The 15,987-nt window shown below is 67.4% G+C and carries 13 protein-coding genes; 5 read left to right on the top strand and 8 right to left on the bottom strand.

Annotation, left to right across the window (positions count from 1 at the left end):
- Window positions 1-21 precede the first annotated feature (21 nt).
- The 3 genes from HWX07_RS03370 to HWX07_RS03360 are packed head-to-tail and all read right to left on the bottom strand — an operon-like array spanning window position 22 to window position 5,925.
- On the bottom strand, window positions 22-1,545 hold the full coding sequence (locus HWX07_RS03370; protein ID WP_175875171.1) for an efflux transporter outer membrane subunit: 1,524 nt from the start codon (window positions 1,543-1,545) through the stop codon (window positions 22-24).
- Window positions 1,542-4,715, bottom strand: a complete 3,174-nt coding sequence (locus HWX07_RS03365) for a multidrug efflux RND transporter permease subunit (protein WP_175875170.1) — start codon at window positions 4,713-4,715, stop codon at window positions 1,542-1,544. Before HWX07_RS03365 ends, HWX07_RS03370 begins: the two co-directional genes overlap by 4 nt.
- Before the next feature lie 13 nt (window positions 4,716-4,728).
- Window positions 4,729-5,925 (bottom strand): efflux RND transporter periplasmic adaptor subunit, encoded by a 1,197-nt coding sequence (locus HWX07_RS03360; protein WP_175875169.1) that lies wholly within the window; start codon window positions 5,923-5,925, stop codon window positions 4,729-4,731.
- 79 nt (window positions 5,926-6,004) lie between these two features.
- Here HWX07_RS03360 and soxR point away from each other — a divergent pair, with 79 nt between their 5' ends.
- Entirely contained in the window at window positions 6,005-6,484 is a 480-nt protein-coding gene (soxR, locus tag HWX07_RS03355; RefSeq protein ID WP_175875168.1) for a redox-sensitive transcriptional activator SoxR, read from the top strand.
- 24 nt (window positions 6,485-6,508) lie between these two features.
- Here soxR and HWX07_RS03350 read toward each other — a convergent pair whose 3' ends face one another.
- The gene (locus tag HWX07_RS03350; RefSeq protein ID WP_175875167.1) at window positions 6,509-7,270 is read right to left on the bottom strand and encodes an SDR family NAD(P)-dependent oxidoreductase; all 762 of its coding nucleotides are present in this window, start codon (window positions 7,268-7,270) and stop codon (window positions 6,509-6,511) included.
- Between the two features lie 112 nt (window positions 7,271-7,382).
- Here HWX07_RS03350 and HWX07_RS03345 point away from each other — a divergent pair, with 112 nt between their 5' ends.
- Window positions 7,383-8,294 (top strand): LysR family transcriptional regulator, encoded by a 912-nt coding sequence (locus HWX07_RS03345; RefSeq protein ID WP_175875166.1) that lies wholly within the window; start codon window positions 7,383-7,385, stop codon window positions 8,292-8,294.
- Between the two features lie 24 nt (window positions 8,295-8,318).
- On the opposite strand, the gene HWX07_RS03340 is transcribed toward HWX07_RS03345, so the two are convergent.
- Window positions 8,319-8,978 carry a TetR/AcrR family transcriptional regulator gene (locus HWX07_RS03340; protein WP_124479727.1) on the bottom strand — a complete coding sequence of 220 codons (660 nt, stop codon included), beginning with the start codon at window positions 8,976-8,978 and terminating at the stop codon, window positions 8,319-8,321.
- Between the two features lie 146 nt (window positions 8,979-9,124).
- Here HWX07_RS03340 and HWX07_RS03335 point away from each other — a divergent pair, with 146 nt between their 5' ends.
- Together HWX07_RS03335 and HWX07_RS03330 are read left to right on the top strand one after the other, a co-directional pair.
- Window positions 9,125-10,417, top strand: a complete 1,293-nt coding sequence (locus HWX07_RS03335; protein WP_053525056.1) for an NAD(P)/FAD-dependent oxidoreductase — start codon at window positions 9,125-9,127, stop codon at window positions 10,415-10,417.
- Between the two features lie 44 nt (window positions 10,418-10,461).
- The gene (locus HWX07_RS03330; RefSeq protein ID WP_175875165.1) at window positions 10,462-10,851 is read left to right on the top strand and encodes a DUF3331 domain-containing protein; all 390 of its coding nucleotides are present in this window, start codon (window positions 10,462-10,464) and stop codon (window positions 10,849-10,851) included.
- Window positions 10,852-10,854: 3 nt separating this feature from the next.
- On the opposite strand, the gene HWX07_RS03325 is transcribed toward HWX07_RS03330, so the two are convergent.
- Together HWX07_RS03325 and ggt are read right to left on the bottom strand one after the other, a co-directional pair.
- Window positions 10,855-12,183 carry a dicarboxylate/amino acid:cation symporter gene (locus HWX07_RS03325; protein ID WP_077220095.1) on the bottom strand — a complete coding sequence of 443 codons (1,329 nt, stop codon included), beginning with the start codon at window positions 12,181-12,183 and terminating at the stop codon, window positions 10,855-10,857.
- 154 nt (window positions 12,184-12,337) lie between these two features.
- Window positions 12,338-14,089, bottom strand: coding sequence for a gamma-glutamyltransferase (gene ggt / locus HWX07_RS03320; protein ID WP_175875164.1), 1,752 nt, complete (start codon window positions 14,087-14,089; stop codon window positions 12,338-12,340).
- A 372-nt stretch (window positions 14,090-14,461) separates the two neighbouring features.
- Here ggt and HWX07_RS03315 point away from each other — a divergent pair, with 372 nt between their 5' ends.
- Complete coding sequence (locus tag HWX07_RS03315) at window positions 14,462-15,340, top strand: MurR/RpiR family transcriptional regulator (RefSeq protein WP_124676378.1); 879 nt, start codon at window positions 14,462-14,464, stop codon at window positions 15,338-15,340.
- A 120-nt stretch (window positions 15,341-15,460) separates the two neighbouring features.
- Here HWX07_RS03315 and tssJ read toward each other — a convergent pair whose 3' ends face one another.
- Window positions 15,461-15,970, bottom strand: a complete 510-nt coding sequence (gene tssJ / locus HWX07_RS03310) for a type VI secretion system lipoprotein TssJ (RefSeq protein WP_175767675.1) — start codon at window positions 15,968-15,970, stop codon at window positions 15,461-15,463.
- Window positions 15,971-15,987: the final 17 nt, after the last annotated feature.

Below are 15,987 nucleotides of genomic sequence, written 5' to 3'. Positions count from 1 at the left end.
CGGCCTGCCGCGCCGCTCGCGCTACTGCCCCGACCGAGCGAGCGGACCTGGCGTGCCCTGCTCCGTGCCCGACGGCCAGCCGCCCGCGAGCGCCTTGTACAGCGCGACCGTCGATGCGGCGCTGCGCATCCGCCCGTCAGCCGCCGCATCCTGCGCCTGCAACAGCGTCCGCTGCGCGTCGAGCACTTCGTAGTAGTCGATCGCGCCGGCCGAGAAGCGTGCCTGCGCAAGCTGCGCCGCGCGTGCGCTGTCGTCGGCCGCCCGCACGAGGTGCGCGGTCTCGTCACGCGTGCGGGCGACACGCAGCAGCGCGTTCTCGGTTTCCTCCAGCGCGCCGAGCACGGTCTGCCGGTACTGGGCAAGCTGGCCGGCCGCTTCCGCGTCGCTCGCGGCGATCCGCGCACGCACGCGGCCGACGTCGAGGAACGACCAGTCGATGCCGAGCGCGATCAGGTTGGTGTCGCTGCCCGCACGGAAGAACCCGTAGCTGCTCGTCGCGCTGCCGAGCAGCCCCGACAGCGTGAAGCGCGGGAACAGGTCGGCGGTCGCGACGCCGACGCGCGCGGTCGCAGCATGCAGCCGCGCCTCGGCGGCCGCGACATCGGGGCGGCGGCGCAGCAAGTCGCCCGGCGTGCCGGGATCGATGTCGGCCGCGAGCGCCGGCAGCGGCACCGGCGTGCCTGTCGGCGTACCCGTCTTCGGCCAATCGAACCGGCCGATCAGCGCATCCGGCGTCTGCCCGGTCAGCACCGCGAGCCGATGCTCGTCGACGCCGATCGCGGCTTCGTACACGGCGATCCGCGAGGTCGTCGATTCGTACTGCGCACGCGCTCGCGCCGCATCCAGTTCGGAGCCTCGCCCCGCGCCGACGCGCGCATTGATCAGCGCGAGCGTCTGCTTCTGGTTGTCGGCGTTCTCGCGAGCGATCCGCAACCGCTCCTGCGAGCCGCGCAGATCGACGTAGGTGCTCGCGACCTCCCCCGCGATCGCGACGCGCAACGCGCGCACGTCGGCCGCGCTGGCCGCCGTTTCCGCACGCTGCGACTCGATCGAGCGGCGCACGCGGCCAAACAGGTCGAGCTCCCACGCGGCATTGATCCCGACACTGGACGTCGGCGTATCGCGCTGGCTGCGCGGCGCGCCGAACGCCTGGTCCTTGCTCATCAGCTGATGGCCGATCTGGCCGCTCGCGGTGATCGTCGGGTAGCGGTCGAACGTAGCCTGCGACAGCAGCGCATTCGACGCGTCGTAGCGCGATACGGCGACCTGCAAGTCCTGGTTCGCGGCGAGCGCCGCGTCGATCAACCGTGTCAGCGCCGGATCGCCGAACCCGCGCCAGAACGTGGCATCGGCGTCCGCCGACGCGTCGGACGGCATATCGTGCGGTGTATCGGCCGGCGCCGCATCACGCTGCGTCGCCGGATGCGTGTCGCGCGCGAACCGCGCGGCCGTGGCCGTATCGGGCCGTTTGAAATCCGGGCCGACCGCGCATGCGGCGAGCGTCACCGACATCGCGAGCGCGGAAAGACGGAAAGCGGCGCTCATCGGTTTTCTCCTTCGAGGGTGCCGTGCTGTTCGCTCCAGACGGCCGGCGTGCCGCCCGCGAGCTTGCGGATCGCCACGTAGAACACGGGCGTCAGGAACAGCCCGAACAGCGTGACGCCCAGCATCCCCGCGAACACGGTGACGCCGGTGGCCGCCCGCACCTCGCTGCCCGCACCGCTGCCGATCAGCAGCGGCACCGAGCCCGCGATGAACGCGACCGACGTCATCACGATCGGACGCAGCCGCAGCTTGCACGCTTCGAGCGCCGCTTCGACCACTCCCTTGCCCTGGATCTCGAGCTCCCGCGCGAATTCGACGATCAGGATCGCGTTCTTGCACGCGAGCCCCATCAGCACGACGAGACCGACCTGCACGAACACGTTGTTGTCGCCACCGGACAGCCACACGCCGAACAGCGCCGCGCACATGCACACGGGCACGATCAGGATCACCGCGAGCGGCAGCGTCCAGCTCTCGTACAGCGACGCGAGCACCAGGAACACCAGCATCACCGCGAGCGGAAACACGACGATCGCCGCGTTGCTCTGCGTGACCTGCTGATAGCTGAGATCGGTCCATTCGAGCGTGATGCCCGGCGGCAGCACGTCCTTCGCGATCTGCTGCAGCTTCGCGATCGCCTGCGACGACGACATCGTCTTCGGATCGGCGTCGCCGATCAGGTCGGCGGCTGGATAGCCGTTGTAGCGCACGACCGGGTCGGGACCGTACGCGGGCCCGACCGTCACCATCGAGCCGATCGGCACCATCTCGCCCTTCGCGTTGCGCGTGCGCAGGATCGCGATGTCGGCGGCCGTCTGCCGGTGGCCGGCATCCGCCTGCGCCATCACCCGATACACGCGGCCGAACACGTTGAAGTCGTTCACGTACATCGAGCCGAGATACACCTGCAACGTATTGAACAGATCGGTCAGCGCGACGCCCTGCGCCTTCGCCTTCAGCCGGTCGACCTTCACCTCGAGCTGCGGGATGTTCGCCTGGTACGAGCTGACGGGATAGCTCATCCCCGGCGTCTTCGCGACCGCGGCCTGGAACGCGGTGAGCGCCTTCTGCAATTCGCCGTAGCCGAGCCCGCCGCGATCCTCCAGGTACAGCGAGTAGCCCGAACCGTTGCCGAGACCCTGGATCGGCGGCGGCATCAGCGCATAGGTGATGCCGCCATCGATCGCCGCGAAGCGCGCGTTCAGGTCCGCGTTGATCTGCGCGGCGCTGCGGTGACGCTGGTCGAACGGTTTCAGGATCACGTACGAGTTCGTGATGTTCGGCGTGTTCACGCCCTGCAGCGCATTCAGCCCGGCAAACGCCGGCACCATCTCGACGCCGTCCGTGCCGAGCGCGATCTTCGTCATCTGCTCGGTCACCGCGCTGGTGCGCGCGAGCGACGCGCCTTCCGGCAGCTTCGCGCCCGCGAACAGGTACAGCTTGTCCTGCACCGGGATGAAGCCGCCCGGCACCGCGTTGAACAGCAGCGCGGTCGCCGCAAGCAGCGCCGCATAGACGGCGAACACCACGCCGCGCCGCTTCAGCGTGCGCCCGACGACGCCGTGATAGCGATCGGAACTGCGCTCGAAGAAGCGGTTGAACGGATGGAACAGCCAGCCGAATGCGCGGTCGAGGGCGCGCGTCAACGCATCCTTCGGCGCGCCGTGCGGACGCAGCAGCTTCGCGGCGAGCGCGGGCGACAGCGTCAGCGAATTGATCGCGGAGATCACCGTCGAGATCGCGATCGTCACCGCGAACTGCTTGTAGAACTGGCCCGTGACGCCCGACATGAACGCCATCGGCACGAACACCGCGCACAGCACGAGCGCGATCGCGACGATCGGCCCCGACACCTCGCGCATCGCCTGGTGCGCGGCATCGCGCGGGCTCAACCCCTGCGCGATGTTGCGCTCGACGTTCTCGACCACGACGATCGCATCGTCGACGACGATCCCGATCGCGAGCACGAGCCCGAACAGCGTCAGCGTGTTGATCGAATAGCCGAGCAGGTAGAGCCACGCGAACGTGCCGACCACCGACACCGGCACCGCGACGAGCGGAATGATCGACGCGCGCCACGTCTGCAGGAACAGGATCACGACGAGCACGACCAGCACCACGGCCTCGATCAGCGTGTGCTGCACCGCGCGGATCGATTCGCGCACGAACACCGTCGGGTCCCACACGGGGCGATACGCGACGCCGGGCGGAAAGCGCTTCGACAATTCGTCGAGCTTCGCATACACGGCCTTCGCGACGTCGAGCGCGTTCGCGCCCGGCGACAGGAAGATGCCGACCACGGCCGAATGCCTGTCGTTGAAATACGAGCGCAGCGTGTAGTCGCCCGCGCCGAGCTCGATGCGCGCGACGTCGGACAGCTTCACCACCTGGCCGTCGTCGCCGTTGCGCAGCACGATGTCGCTGAATTCCTGCACCGTGCGCAGACGGCCGCGCACGTTGATCGACACGAGGAAGTCGTTTTTCTTCGGCGACGGTTCCGCGCCGAGCTGGCCGGCCGACACCTGCACGTTCTGCTCGCGCACGGCCGCGATCACGTCGCTCGCGGTGAGCCCGCGCGACGCGAGCCGGTTCGGGTCGAGCCACAGCCGCATCGCGTAGTCGCCGGAGCCGTACACGCCGACGTCGCCGATGCCGGTGAGCCGCGACAGTTCGTCCTTCACGTGCAGCGTCAGGTAGTTGCGCAGGTACAGCGAATCGCGGCTGTTATCCGGCGAATAGAGGCTCACGTACATCAGCGGCGTGGGCGACTGCTTCTGCGTGGTCACGCCGTACTGGCGCACCTCCTCGGGCAGGCGCGACAGCGCCTGGCTCACGCGGTTCTGCACGCGCACGGCAGCCGTGTCGGGATCGACGCCCTGCAGGAACGTGACGACGACCTGCAGGCTGCCGTCCGACCCGGCAACCGACTTCATGTACATGATGCCTTCGACGCCGTTGATCGCCTCTTCCAGCGGTTCGGCCACCGACTCGGCGATTTCCTTCGGGTTCGCGCCCGGGTACGTCGCGCGCACGACGACGCTCGGCGGCACGACTTCCGGATATTCGCCGGCCGGCAGCATCGGGATCGAGATCAGGCCGAGCGCGAAAATGACGATCGACAGCACGACCGCGAAGATCGGCCGGTCGATGAAGAAGCGGGAGAAATCCATCGTCTCGCTCCCGTCAGTGCGCGGCAGGCGCGCCGGCATCGGCGAGCGCCTGCGCGGCGTTGCCCGCCGCGGCGCGTGCGGGCAGCGCCTTCGGCTTCACCTGCGCGCCCGGATAGTAGATGCGCTGCACGCCGTCCACCACCACACGGTCGCCCGACTGCAATCCCTTCTCGACGATCCGCTCGCCGTCGAGTTCGCGGCCGATCGTCACGTCGCGGCGCAGCGCCTTGTCGCCCGGGCCGATCACGTACACGTACTTGCGGTCCTGGTCGGTCAGCACGGCCTTGTCGTCAACCAGCAATGCGTCCTGGTCGCGGCCGCTCACGAGTTGCACGCGCGCATAGAGCCCCGGCGTGAACGTATGGTCCGCATTCGGCAGCCGCACACGGGCGCGGATCGTGCCGGTTTGCGGATCGAGCCGGTTGTCGAGGAAATCGACGGTGCCCGCATGCGGAAAACCCGTCTCGTTCGCGAGCCCGACGCGCACCGGATCGGCGCCGATCGCGCGATGCGTCGAATCGGCGCGCCGCGCGTTGTAGCGCAGGTAGCTCTGCTCGTCGCAATCGAAATACACGTAGACCGGGTCCTGCGAGACGACGGTCGTCAGCAGCGTGTCGTCTGCGCGCGCGAGGTTGCCGACGGTCGCGACCGCACGGCCGACGCGGCCCGCGATCGGCGCGCGCACCTCGGTGAAACCGAGATTGAGCTTCGCGTCGGCCACGGCCGCATCGGCCGCCTGCAGATCGGCGCGCGCCTGCTCCGCGGTGGCGCGCGCGTTGTCGAGTTCTTCCTGCGACGTCGCATGCGCGTCGATCAGCGTCTGCACGCGCTTCAACTGCACGTTCGCGAGGCTCGCGGCCGCACGGGCGCGCTGCTGCTGCGCATTCGCCCGGTCGAGCGCGATCCGGTACGGGCGCGGATCGATCTCGAACAGCAGCGCGCCCTGCGCGACCACATCGCCCTCCTTGTACGCGACACGCTGCAGGTAGCCGCTCACGCGCGGCCGCAGTTCGACGGCGTCCACCGCTTCGACGCGCCCGTTGAATTCGTCCGCGAGGCGGATGGTGCGCGGCGCGACGGTGGCGAAGCCCACTTCGGGAAGCGGCTGGGCCGACGATGTGTCTTTGCCGTCGTGACAGCCCGACAACGCCAGCAACAGGGCGCAGGCCGCGCCCAAAGGCGAGGTCCTGCGTAGGGAAAAGGAGAGCATGATGCCTCGCGACGGGTTAAACTGCCGCGTAGCATAAAAGTTGAAGTTAACTTCAAGTCAAGCTTTCCCGGAGGGCGTCATGGGTATCCAGGAAACCCCGCAATGGCCGCTGCTGTCGATCCGCGAAGTGGCCGCGCGCAGCGGCGTGCCGGCGTCGACGCTGCGTTTTTACGAGACGCGCGGGTTGATCAAGTCGCACCGCAACGGCTCGAGCCATCGCCACTATTCGCGTGCGGTGCTGCGCCTGATCGCGTTCATCGTGTTCGCGCAGAAGATCGGCTATTCGCTCGACGAAATCGCCGAACAGCTCGTCAGCCTGCCCGAGGACACCGCGCCCAGCAACAAGGACTGGCAGCGGCTGTCGCGCGGCTGGAAGCAGCGCGTCGCGAGCCGGATCGAGGAGCTGCAGCGGCTCTACATCAACCTCGACGAATGTATCGGCTGCGGCTGCCTGTCGCTGAAACGCTGCAAGCTGACCAACCCGGAAGACCGCGCCGGCCGCAACGGGCCCGGCACGCGGCGCTGGCTCGGCGACAAGCCGCCGACCGATGCCGAATGACGTGCCGGCCGCACGCGCGCCGTGTCACCCGACGCGCCAGCCGCCGTTCACCGCGATCGTCGCGCCCGTGACGAACGACGCCCGCGGCCCGGCGAGCCACGCGACCGCGTCCGCGACGTCGTCCGGTTGTCCGGCGCGGCCAACCGGCGTCTGCACGCGGATCATTGCCGCGACGGCCGGCGCGACCCCGTTGTCGCCAAAGAAACGCGTGCCGGCGATATAGCCGGGCGCGACCGTATTGACCGTCGCGCCGCGCGGCCCGAGTTCGCGTGCCAGCGCGACAGTGAAGCCTTCGACACCGGCCTTCGCGGCCGCATAGGCGAGGCCGCCCGGCAACAGGCTGCCGGCGCGTGCCGCGATCGAGCCGATGTTGACGATGCGCGCGGCGCGATCGGCCAGGTGCGGTAGCACGGCCATCGTCGTCAGGAACAGGCTTTTCAGGTTCGCCTGGAGCACCGCGTCCCATACGGCCTCCGCTTCGCCCGCCTTCGTATCCGCGCCGACGCGTCCGGTCAGTCCCGCGTTGTTGACGAGGACGTCGATACGCGGCCACCTTGCGGCAATCGCGGCGACCACCGCTTCCGCGTCGCGCCGCACGCTCAGATCGCCTGCCTGCCCGATCGCCGCACCGCCGAGCCGTGCGACGGCCGCCTCCAGCCGCGCCGCATCGCGCCCGACTATCGCGACGCGATACCCGTCCTGCACCAGCCGGCTCGCGATTGCGAAGCCGATTCCGCTCGACCCGCCCGTGACGATGGCCGTTCGCTGCCGTTCGTTGTCCGTCATGACCTGCCCTCCTTTCTCTGTTTTGACGATCGGTGACATTTGCAGTGTGGGCAACGTACGACGATAGGTAAAATACGAATTCAATGACATCTTGATACGTAAAAGGTATCGCATGATCGATCTGCGCCAGTTCCGGCAATTCATCGCGGTCGCCGAAACGCTCAGCTTCCGGCGCGCGGCCGAGCGGCTGCACATGGCCCAGCCGCCGCTCAGCACGGCGATCCGCAAGCTCGAGGACGAATTGGGCGTCGCCTTGCTCGAACGCGACAACCGCGGCGCGCGGCTCACGCCGGCCGGCGAGGCCTTCCTGCTCGAAGCGCGGCGCGCGCTCGAACAGGCCGAGCGCGCGGTGGCCGTGGCGCGCCGCGCGGGCGCCGGCCTCGGCGGCACGCTGCGGCTGCGCTTCGTCGACAGCACCGTGAACGCGCTGTTGCCGTTGATCCTCCGCGCGTTTCAGGAACGGCATCCCAACGTCGATTTCCAGCTCGAGGAAGGCACGACCGCCGACCAGGTGCTCGCGCTGCGGCAGGACCGCACCGACGCCGGCCTCGTCGTGCTGCCGGTGGCCGACGCCGGCGACGTGCATGTCGAACCGCTGCTGCGCGACCGGATGGTCGCCGCGCTGCCCGACGGCCACCGGCTCGCGCACCGCCGCCGCATCGCGCTGGCCGAGCTGGCGGATGAACCGTGGGTCATGTTTGCCGCGCACCACGGGCCGGGCATGCATGCGCTGATCGTGACGGCGTGCGCGCAGGCGGGCTTCGCGCCGCGGGTGGTCCAGCAGCCGCGCCAGATGCAGACGACGGCCGGGCTCGTCGCGGGCGGCATCGGCGTCGCGCTGATGCCGCGCCTGTTCGTGCCGATGCATCCGCAAGGCATTACGTTCTGCGAACTGAAGGATGCGGGCAGCCCGCTCGCGTACGAACTGGCGCTCGCGTACCGCACGTCATCGCCGCTCGTCGATGCGCTGCGCGAGAGCGCGCGGAACGCGGTACGCGAACTGGGGCTGGTTGCCGCGACGTGACCGCGCGCATCGCGCGCGCGGCGCTCAGGCCCGGTCGCCGAGGAAGTTGAACACGACGCCGAGCACGGCCTCGCGGAACGCCTCCGGCCGTGTCGGCAGCGACGTGTACTCCAGCATCATGTGGCTGTACGACACCGTCGTGCCGATCGCGCTCGCGATCATGAAGAACAGCACGTTCGGCTCGACCGGACGGATCGCGCCGGCCTCGACCGCGTCCGCCAGCAGCGGAAACATCGCGTCGTGATACGGGCGCACGATCCGCTCCTGCAGCCGGTCGAGCCGCCCGCCCTCCTCGGTCGCCGCCGTCGAGAAGAACATGCCGATATCCGGCTCGGCGAATTCGTGATCGACGCACAGCTCGAGCGCGCGCCGCACGCGGTCGCGATGCGGCAGCGACGACGCGCGCAACGCACGCAGCGCGTCGAACATCGGTTCGGCCAGCTCGACGATCTGCTCGACGACCGCCAGCCACAACGTTTCCTTCGTACCGAAGTGATGGGCGATCAGCGCCGCGTCGATGCCCAGCTCGCGCGCGACTTCGCGCACGCTCGTCGCGTCGTAGCCGCGCTTCGCGAACGTGCGGCGCGCGGCCCGCAATATCACGTCCGGGCCGACGGACGCATCCGCCAGCGGCCGTCCGCGCGTACGCCGCTTCGACGGCGCGCGCTCAGTGACTTCTGCCACGTTTTTCCTGCTCCTTGAACGATTCGAATGCCCGTGTTCGGTCCCCGGTTTCACGTACCGGAAGCGGGCGGCCTGCCCCGCTCCGTTGACACGCGGAGCCGGGAAGCGCTAGGATCATACCTTATTCATCACTTGATGATTTATACATGACAACCCCTACACGCATCGTCATCGTCGGCGGCGGGATCGCCGGGCTGCAGCTCGCGACCCGCCTGGGCGAGCGTCTCGGCCGGTCCGGGCGCGCGCAGATCACGGTCGTCGATCGCAGTCCGACGCACATCTGGAAACCGATGCTGCACACGATCGCGGCCGGCACGCGCGACGTCCAGCAGCAACAGGTGATTTTCCTCGCCCATGCCCGCGACCACGGCTACACGTACCAGCCCGGCGAACTGAAGGGGCTCGATCGCGCGCGCCGCCGCGTGCAGCTCGGCGAGATCCGCTCGCAGGACGGCGACGTGGTGATCGACGCACGCGAACTCGAATACGACGTGCTGATCCTCGCGCTCGGCAGCCAGGCCAACGATTTCGGCGTGCCCGGCGTGCGCGAGCACTGCTACTTCATCGACAGCCAGCAGCAGGCGGAGACCTTCAACGAAGCGTTACGGATGCGCGTGTTCCGCAGCATCGCGCGCGACGAGCCGTTTCGCGTGGCGATCGTCGGCGCGGGCGCGACGGGCGTGGAACTCGCGGCGGAGCTGAGCCGTTTGCTGGAAGTGGCGCAGGCGTACGGCGACGACACGGTGCGCGAGCGATTGCAACTCACGTTGCTCGAAAGCGGCCCGCGCATCCTCAACGCGTTTCCGCCGCGGATTTCCGCATCGGCCCAGCGGCGGCTCGAACAGATCGGCTTTCGCGTGCTGACGTCGACGCGCGTCACGTCGGCCGACGCGAACGGTTTCCATTACGGCGACGGTTCGTTCGCCGAAGCCGACCTGATGGTGTGGGCGGCCGGCGTGAAGGCGCCCGATTTCATGCAGGCGCTGGGCGGGCTCGATACGAACCGCGCGAACCAGATCGTGGTCGGCCCCACGCTGCAGGCGACCGGCGACGAGCACGTGTTCGCGATCGGCGATTGCGGCAGCCTGCTGCCCGACGGCCAGGAGCGGCCGCTGCCACCGACCGCGCAGGTCGCGACGCAACAGGCCGAGCATCTCGCGAAGCACCTGCCCGCCTGGCTCGACGGTACGCCGATTCCGCCGTTCGCGTTCCACGATTTCGGCGCGCTGGTGTCGATCAGCGATTACGACGCGTTCGGCACGCTCGGGCAGTTCGGCTTCTTCCGCGGCGGCTTCATCCAGGGGCGCTTCGCGCAGTTCAGCCACCTGATGCTCTACCGGCGGCACCAGCAGGCGCTGCACGGTTTCTCCAAGGCGACCTTGCTGTGGATCGCCGAACGGATCAACGGCTGGGTGCAGCCGCGCATCCGCCTGTCGTGATGCCGCGCGTCGCGGCACCGCGTAACGTTTCGAGGAACAGAAACATGAACAATCGTGTAGCGCCCTGGGTCATGACCGTCGCCGCAATCGGCAGCTTCGACATGCCGTCCGTCTCGTGGGGCGGGCCGCGACGGCGCAGCGTCACGCGCGACCGGCTGCCGTCGTGGGATGCGACGAGCAAGCCGACCATCAGCGTGCTCGAACGGCCCACGGCCGACACCGTGATGATTTCGTGGTGCGACGCCTGCACCGGGCACTACGGCTACCAGAAGTGGCGCCTGTTCACGACGCGCAAGCGCGGCGTGTGCGCGCTGTCGGGGCGATCGATCGAGATCGGCGACAGCGTCTATGCGCCTCAACTGCTCGGCTCGACGCCCGGCAACGCCGCCGCGATGGTGCTCGCGGCGTGCATCGACGAAGCGCTGGCGGCCTGACCGTCAGGTCGATGTGGGCTGACCGGCGCCATAGGCCGGAGCGTTGTTCTGTCGTTCAAGTTCGGCATCGAGATGCGCGGCATGCGCGCTCGCTTCGGACTCCGACATCAGCTCGCCTTCCCACTTCGCGACCACCGCGCTGGCGATCGAGTTGCCCACCGCGTTCGTGGCCGAGCGCCCCATGTCGAGGAACGTGTCGACACCGAGAATCAGCAGCAACCCGGCTTCAGGGATGTTGAACTGGTGCAGCGTGGCCGCGATCACGACGAGCGATGCGCGCGGCACGCCGGCCATCCCCTTCGACGTCAGCATCAGGATCAGCAGCATCGTGATTTGCGTGCCGAGCGACAGGTGGATGTCGTAGGCCTGCGCGATGAACAGCGTCGCGAACGTGCAGTACATCATCGAGCCGTCGAGGTTGAACGAGTAACCCATCGGCATCACGAAGCTCGAGATCTTGCGACGTACGCCGAAACGGTCGAGCGCGTCGAGGATCTTCGGATACGCGGCTTCGGAGCTCGCGGTCGCGAACGACAGCATGAATGCTTCCTTGATCAGCGCGAGCAGCTTGAACACGCGGCGGCCGAGGAAGAGCAGCCCGGCCGCGACGAGCGTGGCCCACAGCAGCACGAGGCTCGCGTAGAAATCGCCCATGAACACCGCGAACTTCAGCAGGATCGACAACCCGTTGACCGCCACGGTCGACGCCATCGCGGCCATCACCGCGAGCGGCGCGAGCTTCATCACGTAGCCGGTGATCTTCAGCATCACGTGCGCGAGCTGGTCGATCGCCGCGACGAGGATCTTGCCGCGCTCGCCGAGGGCGGCTAGCGCCACGCCGAAGAACATCGAGAACACGACGATCTGCAGGATCTCGTTGTTCGCCATCGCCTCGGCGATCGACTTCGGCACCATGTGACCGACGAAATCCTTCAGCGTGAACTTGGACGTCGCGAGATGCGCGGACGCGCCGATGTCCGGCAGCGGCAAGCCGAGGTTCTCGCCGGGCCGCAGCAGATTCGCCATCAGCAGGCCGAGCAGCAGCGAGATCAGCGACGCGGTGACGAACCAGCCGAGCGCCTTCACGAACACGCGCCCGACCGAAGACGCATCGCCCATGTGCGCGATGCCGACGACCAGCGTGGAGAACACCAGCGGGCCGATCACCATCTTGATCAGCCGCAGGAACACGTCGGAGACGAGCGAGATGTAGCCGGCGACTTCCGTGGCCGCCTGCTTGTCGGGAAGCTGCGTGTAGATCAGGTAGCCGACCAGGATGCCGGCTGCCATCGCGAGCAGGATCCAGCCTGCCGCAGACATTCGTTTGTTCATGACTGAATTCGCCGGGTGGCGATGGAGTTGACGGAAGAAAGGCGCGCATGCCGCTCGTGCCGGCGGATGCCCGCTGACGGACGCGCCTGCCGCCGCACCGGCATTCGCGGCAACGCGAACGCCGGCGGCAGCGATTCAGGATGGAACGATCGGGTCAGTAGCCGATCGCCGAGCCCGCCGGACGGCGCGGGTCGTTGTAGCCGTAGATGAAGCCGACGCGCACGTTGCCGGACACGGACGAATCGTTCCCGGAACTCTGGCGGCTCGCCGCTTCGGTGCCCGGCAGGCCGACCATGATCAGCTCGGCGGCGCCCCACGGCGTCTGCTCGACCATCTTGTAGCCCATGTTGCGCAGGATCGCGAGCGTGTCGGGCGACAGGCCGTAGGTTTCGTAATAGACCGCGTCGGGCAGCCACTGATGATGGATGCGCGGCGCGGCCACTGCGTCCTGCGGCGTCATTCCGTAGTCGATCACGTTCAGCACGGTCTGCAGCGTGATCGTGATGATGCGCGAGCCGCCCGGCGAGCCGACCACCATGAACACCTTGCCGTCCTTCTTCACGATGGTCGGCGCCATCGACGACAGCGGACGCTTGCCCGGCGCGATCGAGTTGCGCGTGCCCTGCACCAGGCCGAACAGGTTCTGCGCGCCGACCTTCACGGTGAAGTCGTCCATCTCGTCGTTCAGGAAGAAACCCGTGCCCGGCGCGATGACCACGGCGCCGAAGCGGCCGTTGACCGTATAGGTCGTCGACACCGCATTGCCGTCGTGATCGACGATCGAGTAATGCGTCGTTTCCGGCTTCTCGTGCACGCCGACACCCGGCTGCACGTCGACCGACGGCGTCGCCGTATCGGCATGGATGCTCTTGCGGATCTGCGCCGCGTATTCCTTGCTCGTCAGCTTCGCGACCGGGTTGTCGATGAAATCCGGATCGCCGAGCAGCGTGTTGCGGTCTTCGTACGCATGGCGCATCGCTTCGATCATGTAGTGGACCGCCGCGGCCGAGTGGTAGCCGAGCTTGCGCAGGTCATACCCTTCGAGGATGTTCAGCGTCTCGCACATCGTCACGCCGCCCGAGCTCGGCGGCGGCGCCGACACGAACTCGTAGCCGCGGTACGTGCACGTCAGCGGCGCCATGTCCTGCGCGCGATAGGACGCGAAATCGGCCGCCGTGATCACGCCGCCGCCGCGCCTGGCCGCCGCCTCGACGATCTTCGGGATCTCGCCGTGATAGAACGCGTCGGGCCCCTGCTCCGCGATGCGCTCGAGCGTGCGGGCCAGATCCTTCTGCACCAGGCGGTCGCCCGGCTGCAGCGCCGTGCCGTCCGGGCGCAGGAAGATGCGCGCGGCTTCCGGGTCCTTCCTGAAACGCTCGACGGTCGTGTCGAGGATGTCGGTATCGCCGCGCGTCAGCACGAAGCCGTCGCGTGCGAGCCGGATCGCCGGCGCCATCACCTGCTTGCGCGTCAGCTTCCCGTACTTGCGCTGCGCGAGATCGAGGCCGGCCACCGTGCCCGGCACGCCGACCGCGCGATAGCCGTACAGGCTCTGGTCCGGAATCACGTTGCCCGCCGCATCGAGATACATGTTCGCGGATGCCGCGGCCGGCGCGGTCTCTCGGAAATTGATGAAGCGGTCGCGACCGTCGGCCAGGTGGATCGTCATGAAACCGCCGCCGCCGATGTTGCCGCAGCACGAGTTGGTCACGGCCTGCGCATAGCCGACGGCCACCGCCGCGTCCACCGCATTGCCGCCCGCCTTCAGGATGTCGACGCCGATCTGCGACGCGAAATGCTGCGACGACACGACCATGCCGTTCTTCGCTTCGACCGCCGGGTCCGACGCGGCGAACGCGCACACGCCGATTGCCGACAACAGGGTGAGTACTACGAGCCGCCTCATGACGGAATCCTCCAGACGAATAAACCGGACCATGCCGGGATGCGTCGACGCGCGACTGGTTGTCGACGCTGCCGATTCGACATGTAATAAACGATACATTTCAGCGAGGCCGCGATCATATCACTCGCTTTTTTGCGTCAAAAACTAGGGTAATTACTGAATTTAAAATGAAGGTACGCCGAGATGTCTACCGACGAATGTTTGATTTATTACACATATGAACATATCGTCGGGCCGGGTGATACGTCCCTCTAATTTGGGACCGCACGCGGCCTGTCGCCCGTCAATCGGCTAACATGCGTGCAGTCGCCGGCGGACGCACGTCTGCCGTTTCATTTGGTCATTCAATTCAGATAGAGAGCCGGAGTGCCGATGGGGACGAGCATCAGGGCGTTGCTGTTATCCCAGATGGATAGCTTCACGCCGTCGGAACAGAAGGTCGCGCAGGCGTTGCTGGATCGCTATCCCAGTCTCGGCCTGGGCCCCATCGCGCAGTTTGCGAAGCAGGCGGAAGTCAGCGACCCGACCGTGTTCCGCTTCGTCGTCCGGATCGGTTTTCCGAACTACTCGTCGTTCCAGCAGGCGCTGCACGACGAGATCGACACCGCGATGAATTCGCCGCTCGCGCGGATGGATGCGTTCCATTCGGAAACGGGTATGCGCGATAGTCACGCGGCGATTTTCCAGCGGCTGTCCGAATCGCTCGCGACGACGATCGACGGGCTCGACGCGGCCGCGTTCGACGCAGCCGTGGCGGTGCTGGCCGATCCGGACGTGCGCGTCTTCTGCGGCGGCGGGCGCTATACGGCACCGCTCGCGTCGCTGTTCTCGTTCATGCTCGCCTACACGCGGCCGCACGTGCAGTACGTCGAGCCGAACGTGAATCTCGCGTCCGTCGCGCTGGCCGACATGGGGCGCACCGACGTGCTCGTGATCTTCGATTTTCGCCGCTACCAGAAGGACAGCATCCGCTTCGCGCAGGCCGCGCACCAACTCGGCGCGCGCATCCTGCTGATCACCGACGAATGGCGCTCGCCGATCGGCGAGTTCGCGGAGATCGTGCTGCGTATCCAGGGCCGCCCTTTCGCGATGCTGCAGACCAACGTGCCCGCGCTGGCGCTCGCCGAAGCGCTGGTGATCGGCGTGACGAACCGGCTGCCGGAACTGGCGCGGCAGCGGATGGAGAAGATCGAGCAGCTCAATGCGGGCGGGATCGAGTGGGATGTGAGTCGGCGGGATTTGCCGGAGTGATGGCGCCTCGTCATTCAGGCCTGGGCATCAGCGCTCGGCCTCGTTGCGTGTGCAATTCGAATCCCGAACTTCATACCCCACTGGTAACGCGCCACGCCAACCACCGTCGCGTTCCCTCGTTCAGGGCGCCAGCTCCATCCGGTTGCCCGTCACGACCAGCTTGACGGGATTCGTCTTCTTCCACTGCGACTTCGGAATCACCAGTTGCCACTCGGCATCGCGCTGATCCCGAAAGAATCCCGCCACGCCCACAACTTGCGCGTCGGCTGCCATTGGCGCGGACAGCGTCACCGTGGCGCCCGGCACGAGCGTGGTCTCCATGCTGTCGAGCAGATCCGCCCTCAGTAACGCACTGTCGTCATCGAGCAGCGAGACGTAAGCTGCATTCTCGAAGATATTCACATCCTTCAACTGATAGACACGCATCACGACCGGTAGCGATTGTCCCTGCTCGTTCTCGTTGAGTGCGGCGCGGCTTTCGATCACGAGGTTCATCTGCTTGACCTTCGTGACGAAAATCGCGCGTGTCATGCCGGCGGTCGTCTCTTTCATCGATTGCCACATACCGCAGCCAGACAGCAACGCGGCCGTCATCGCAATAGCAGCCGCCAATCGAATGCTTCGCATCATCGAACGTGCTCGCGGTG

This window comes from Burkholderia sp. BCC0097 (assembly GCF_902832985.1).
Classification (GTDB): Bacteria; Pseudomonadota; Gammaproteobacteria; order Burkholderiales; family Burkholderiaceae; genus Burkholderia; species Burkholderia orbicola.
The sequence above is the reverse complement of the archived record's forward strand: the minus strand, read 5'-3'. Positions and strand labels throughout refer to the sequence as shown.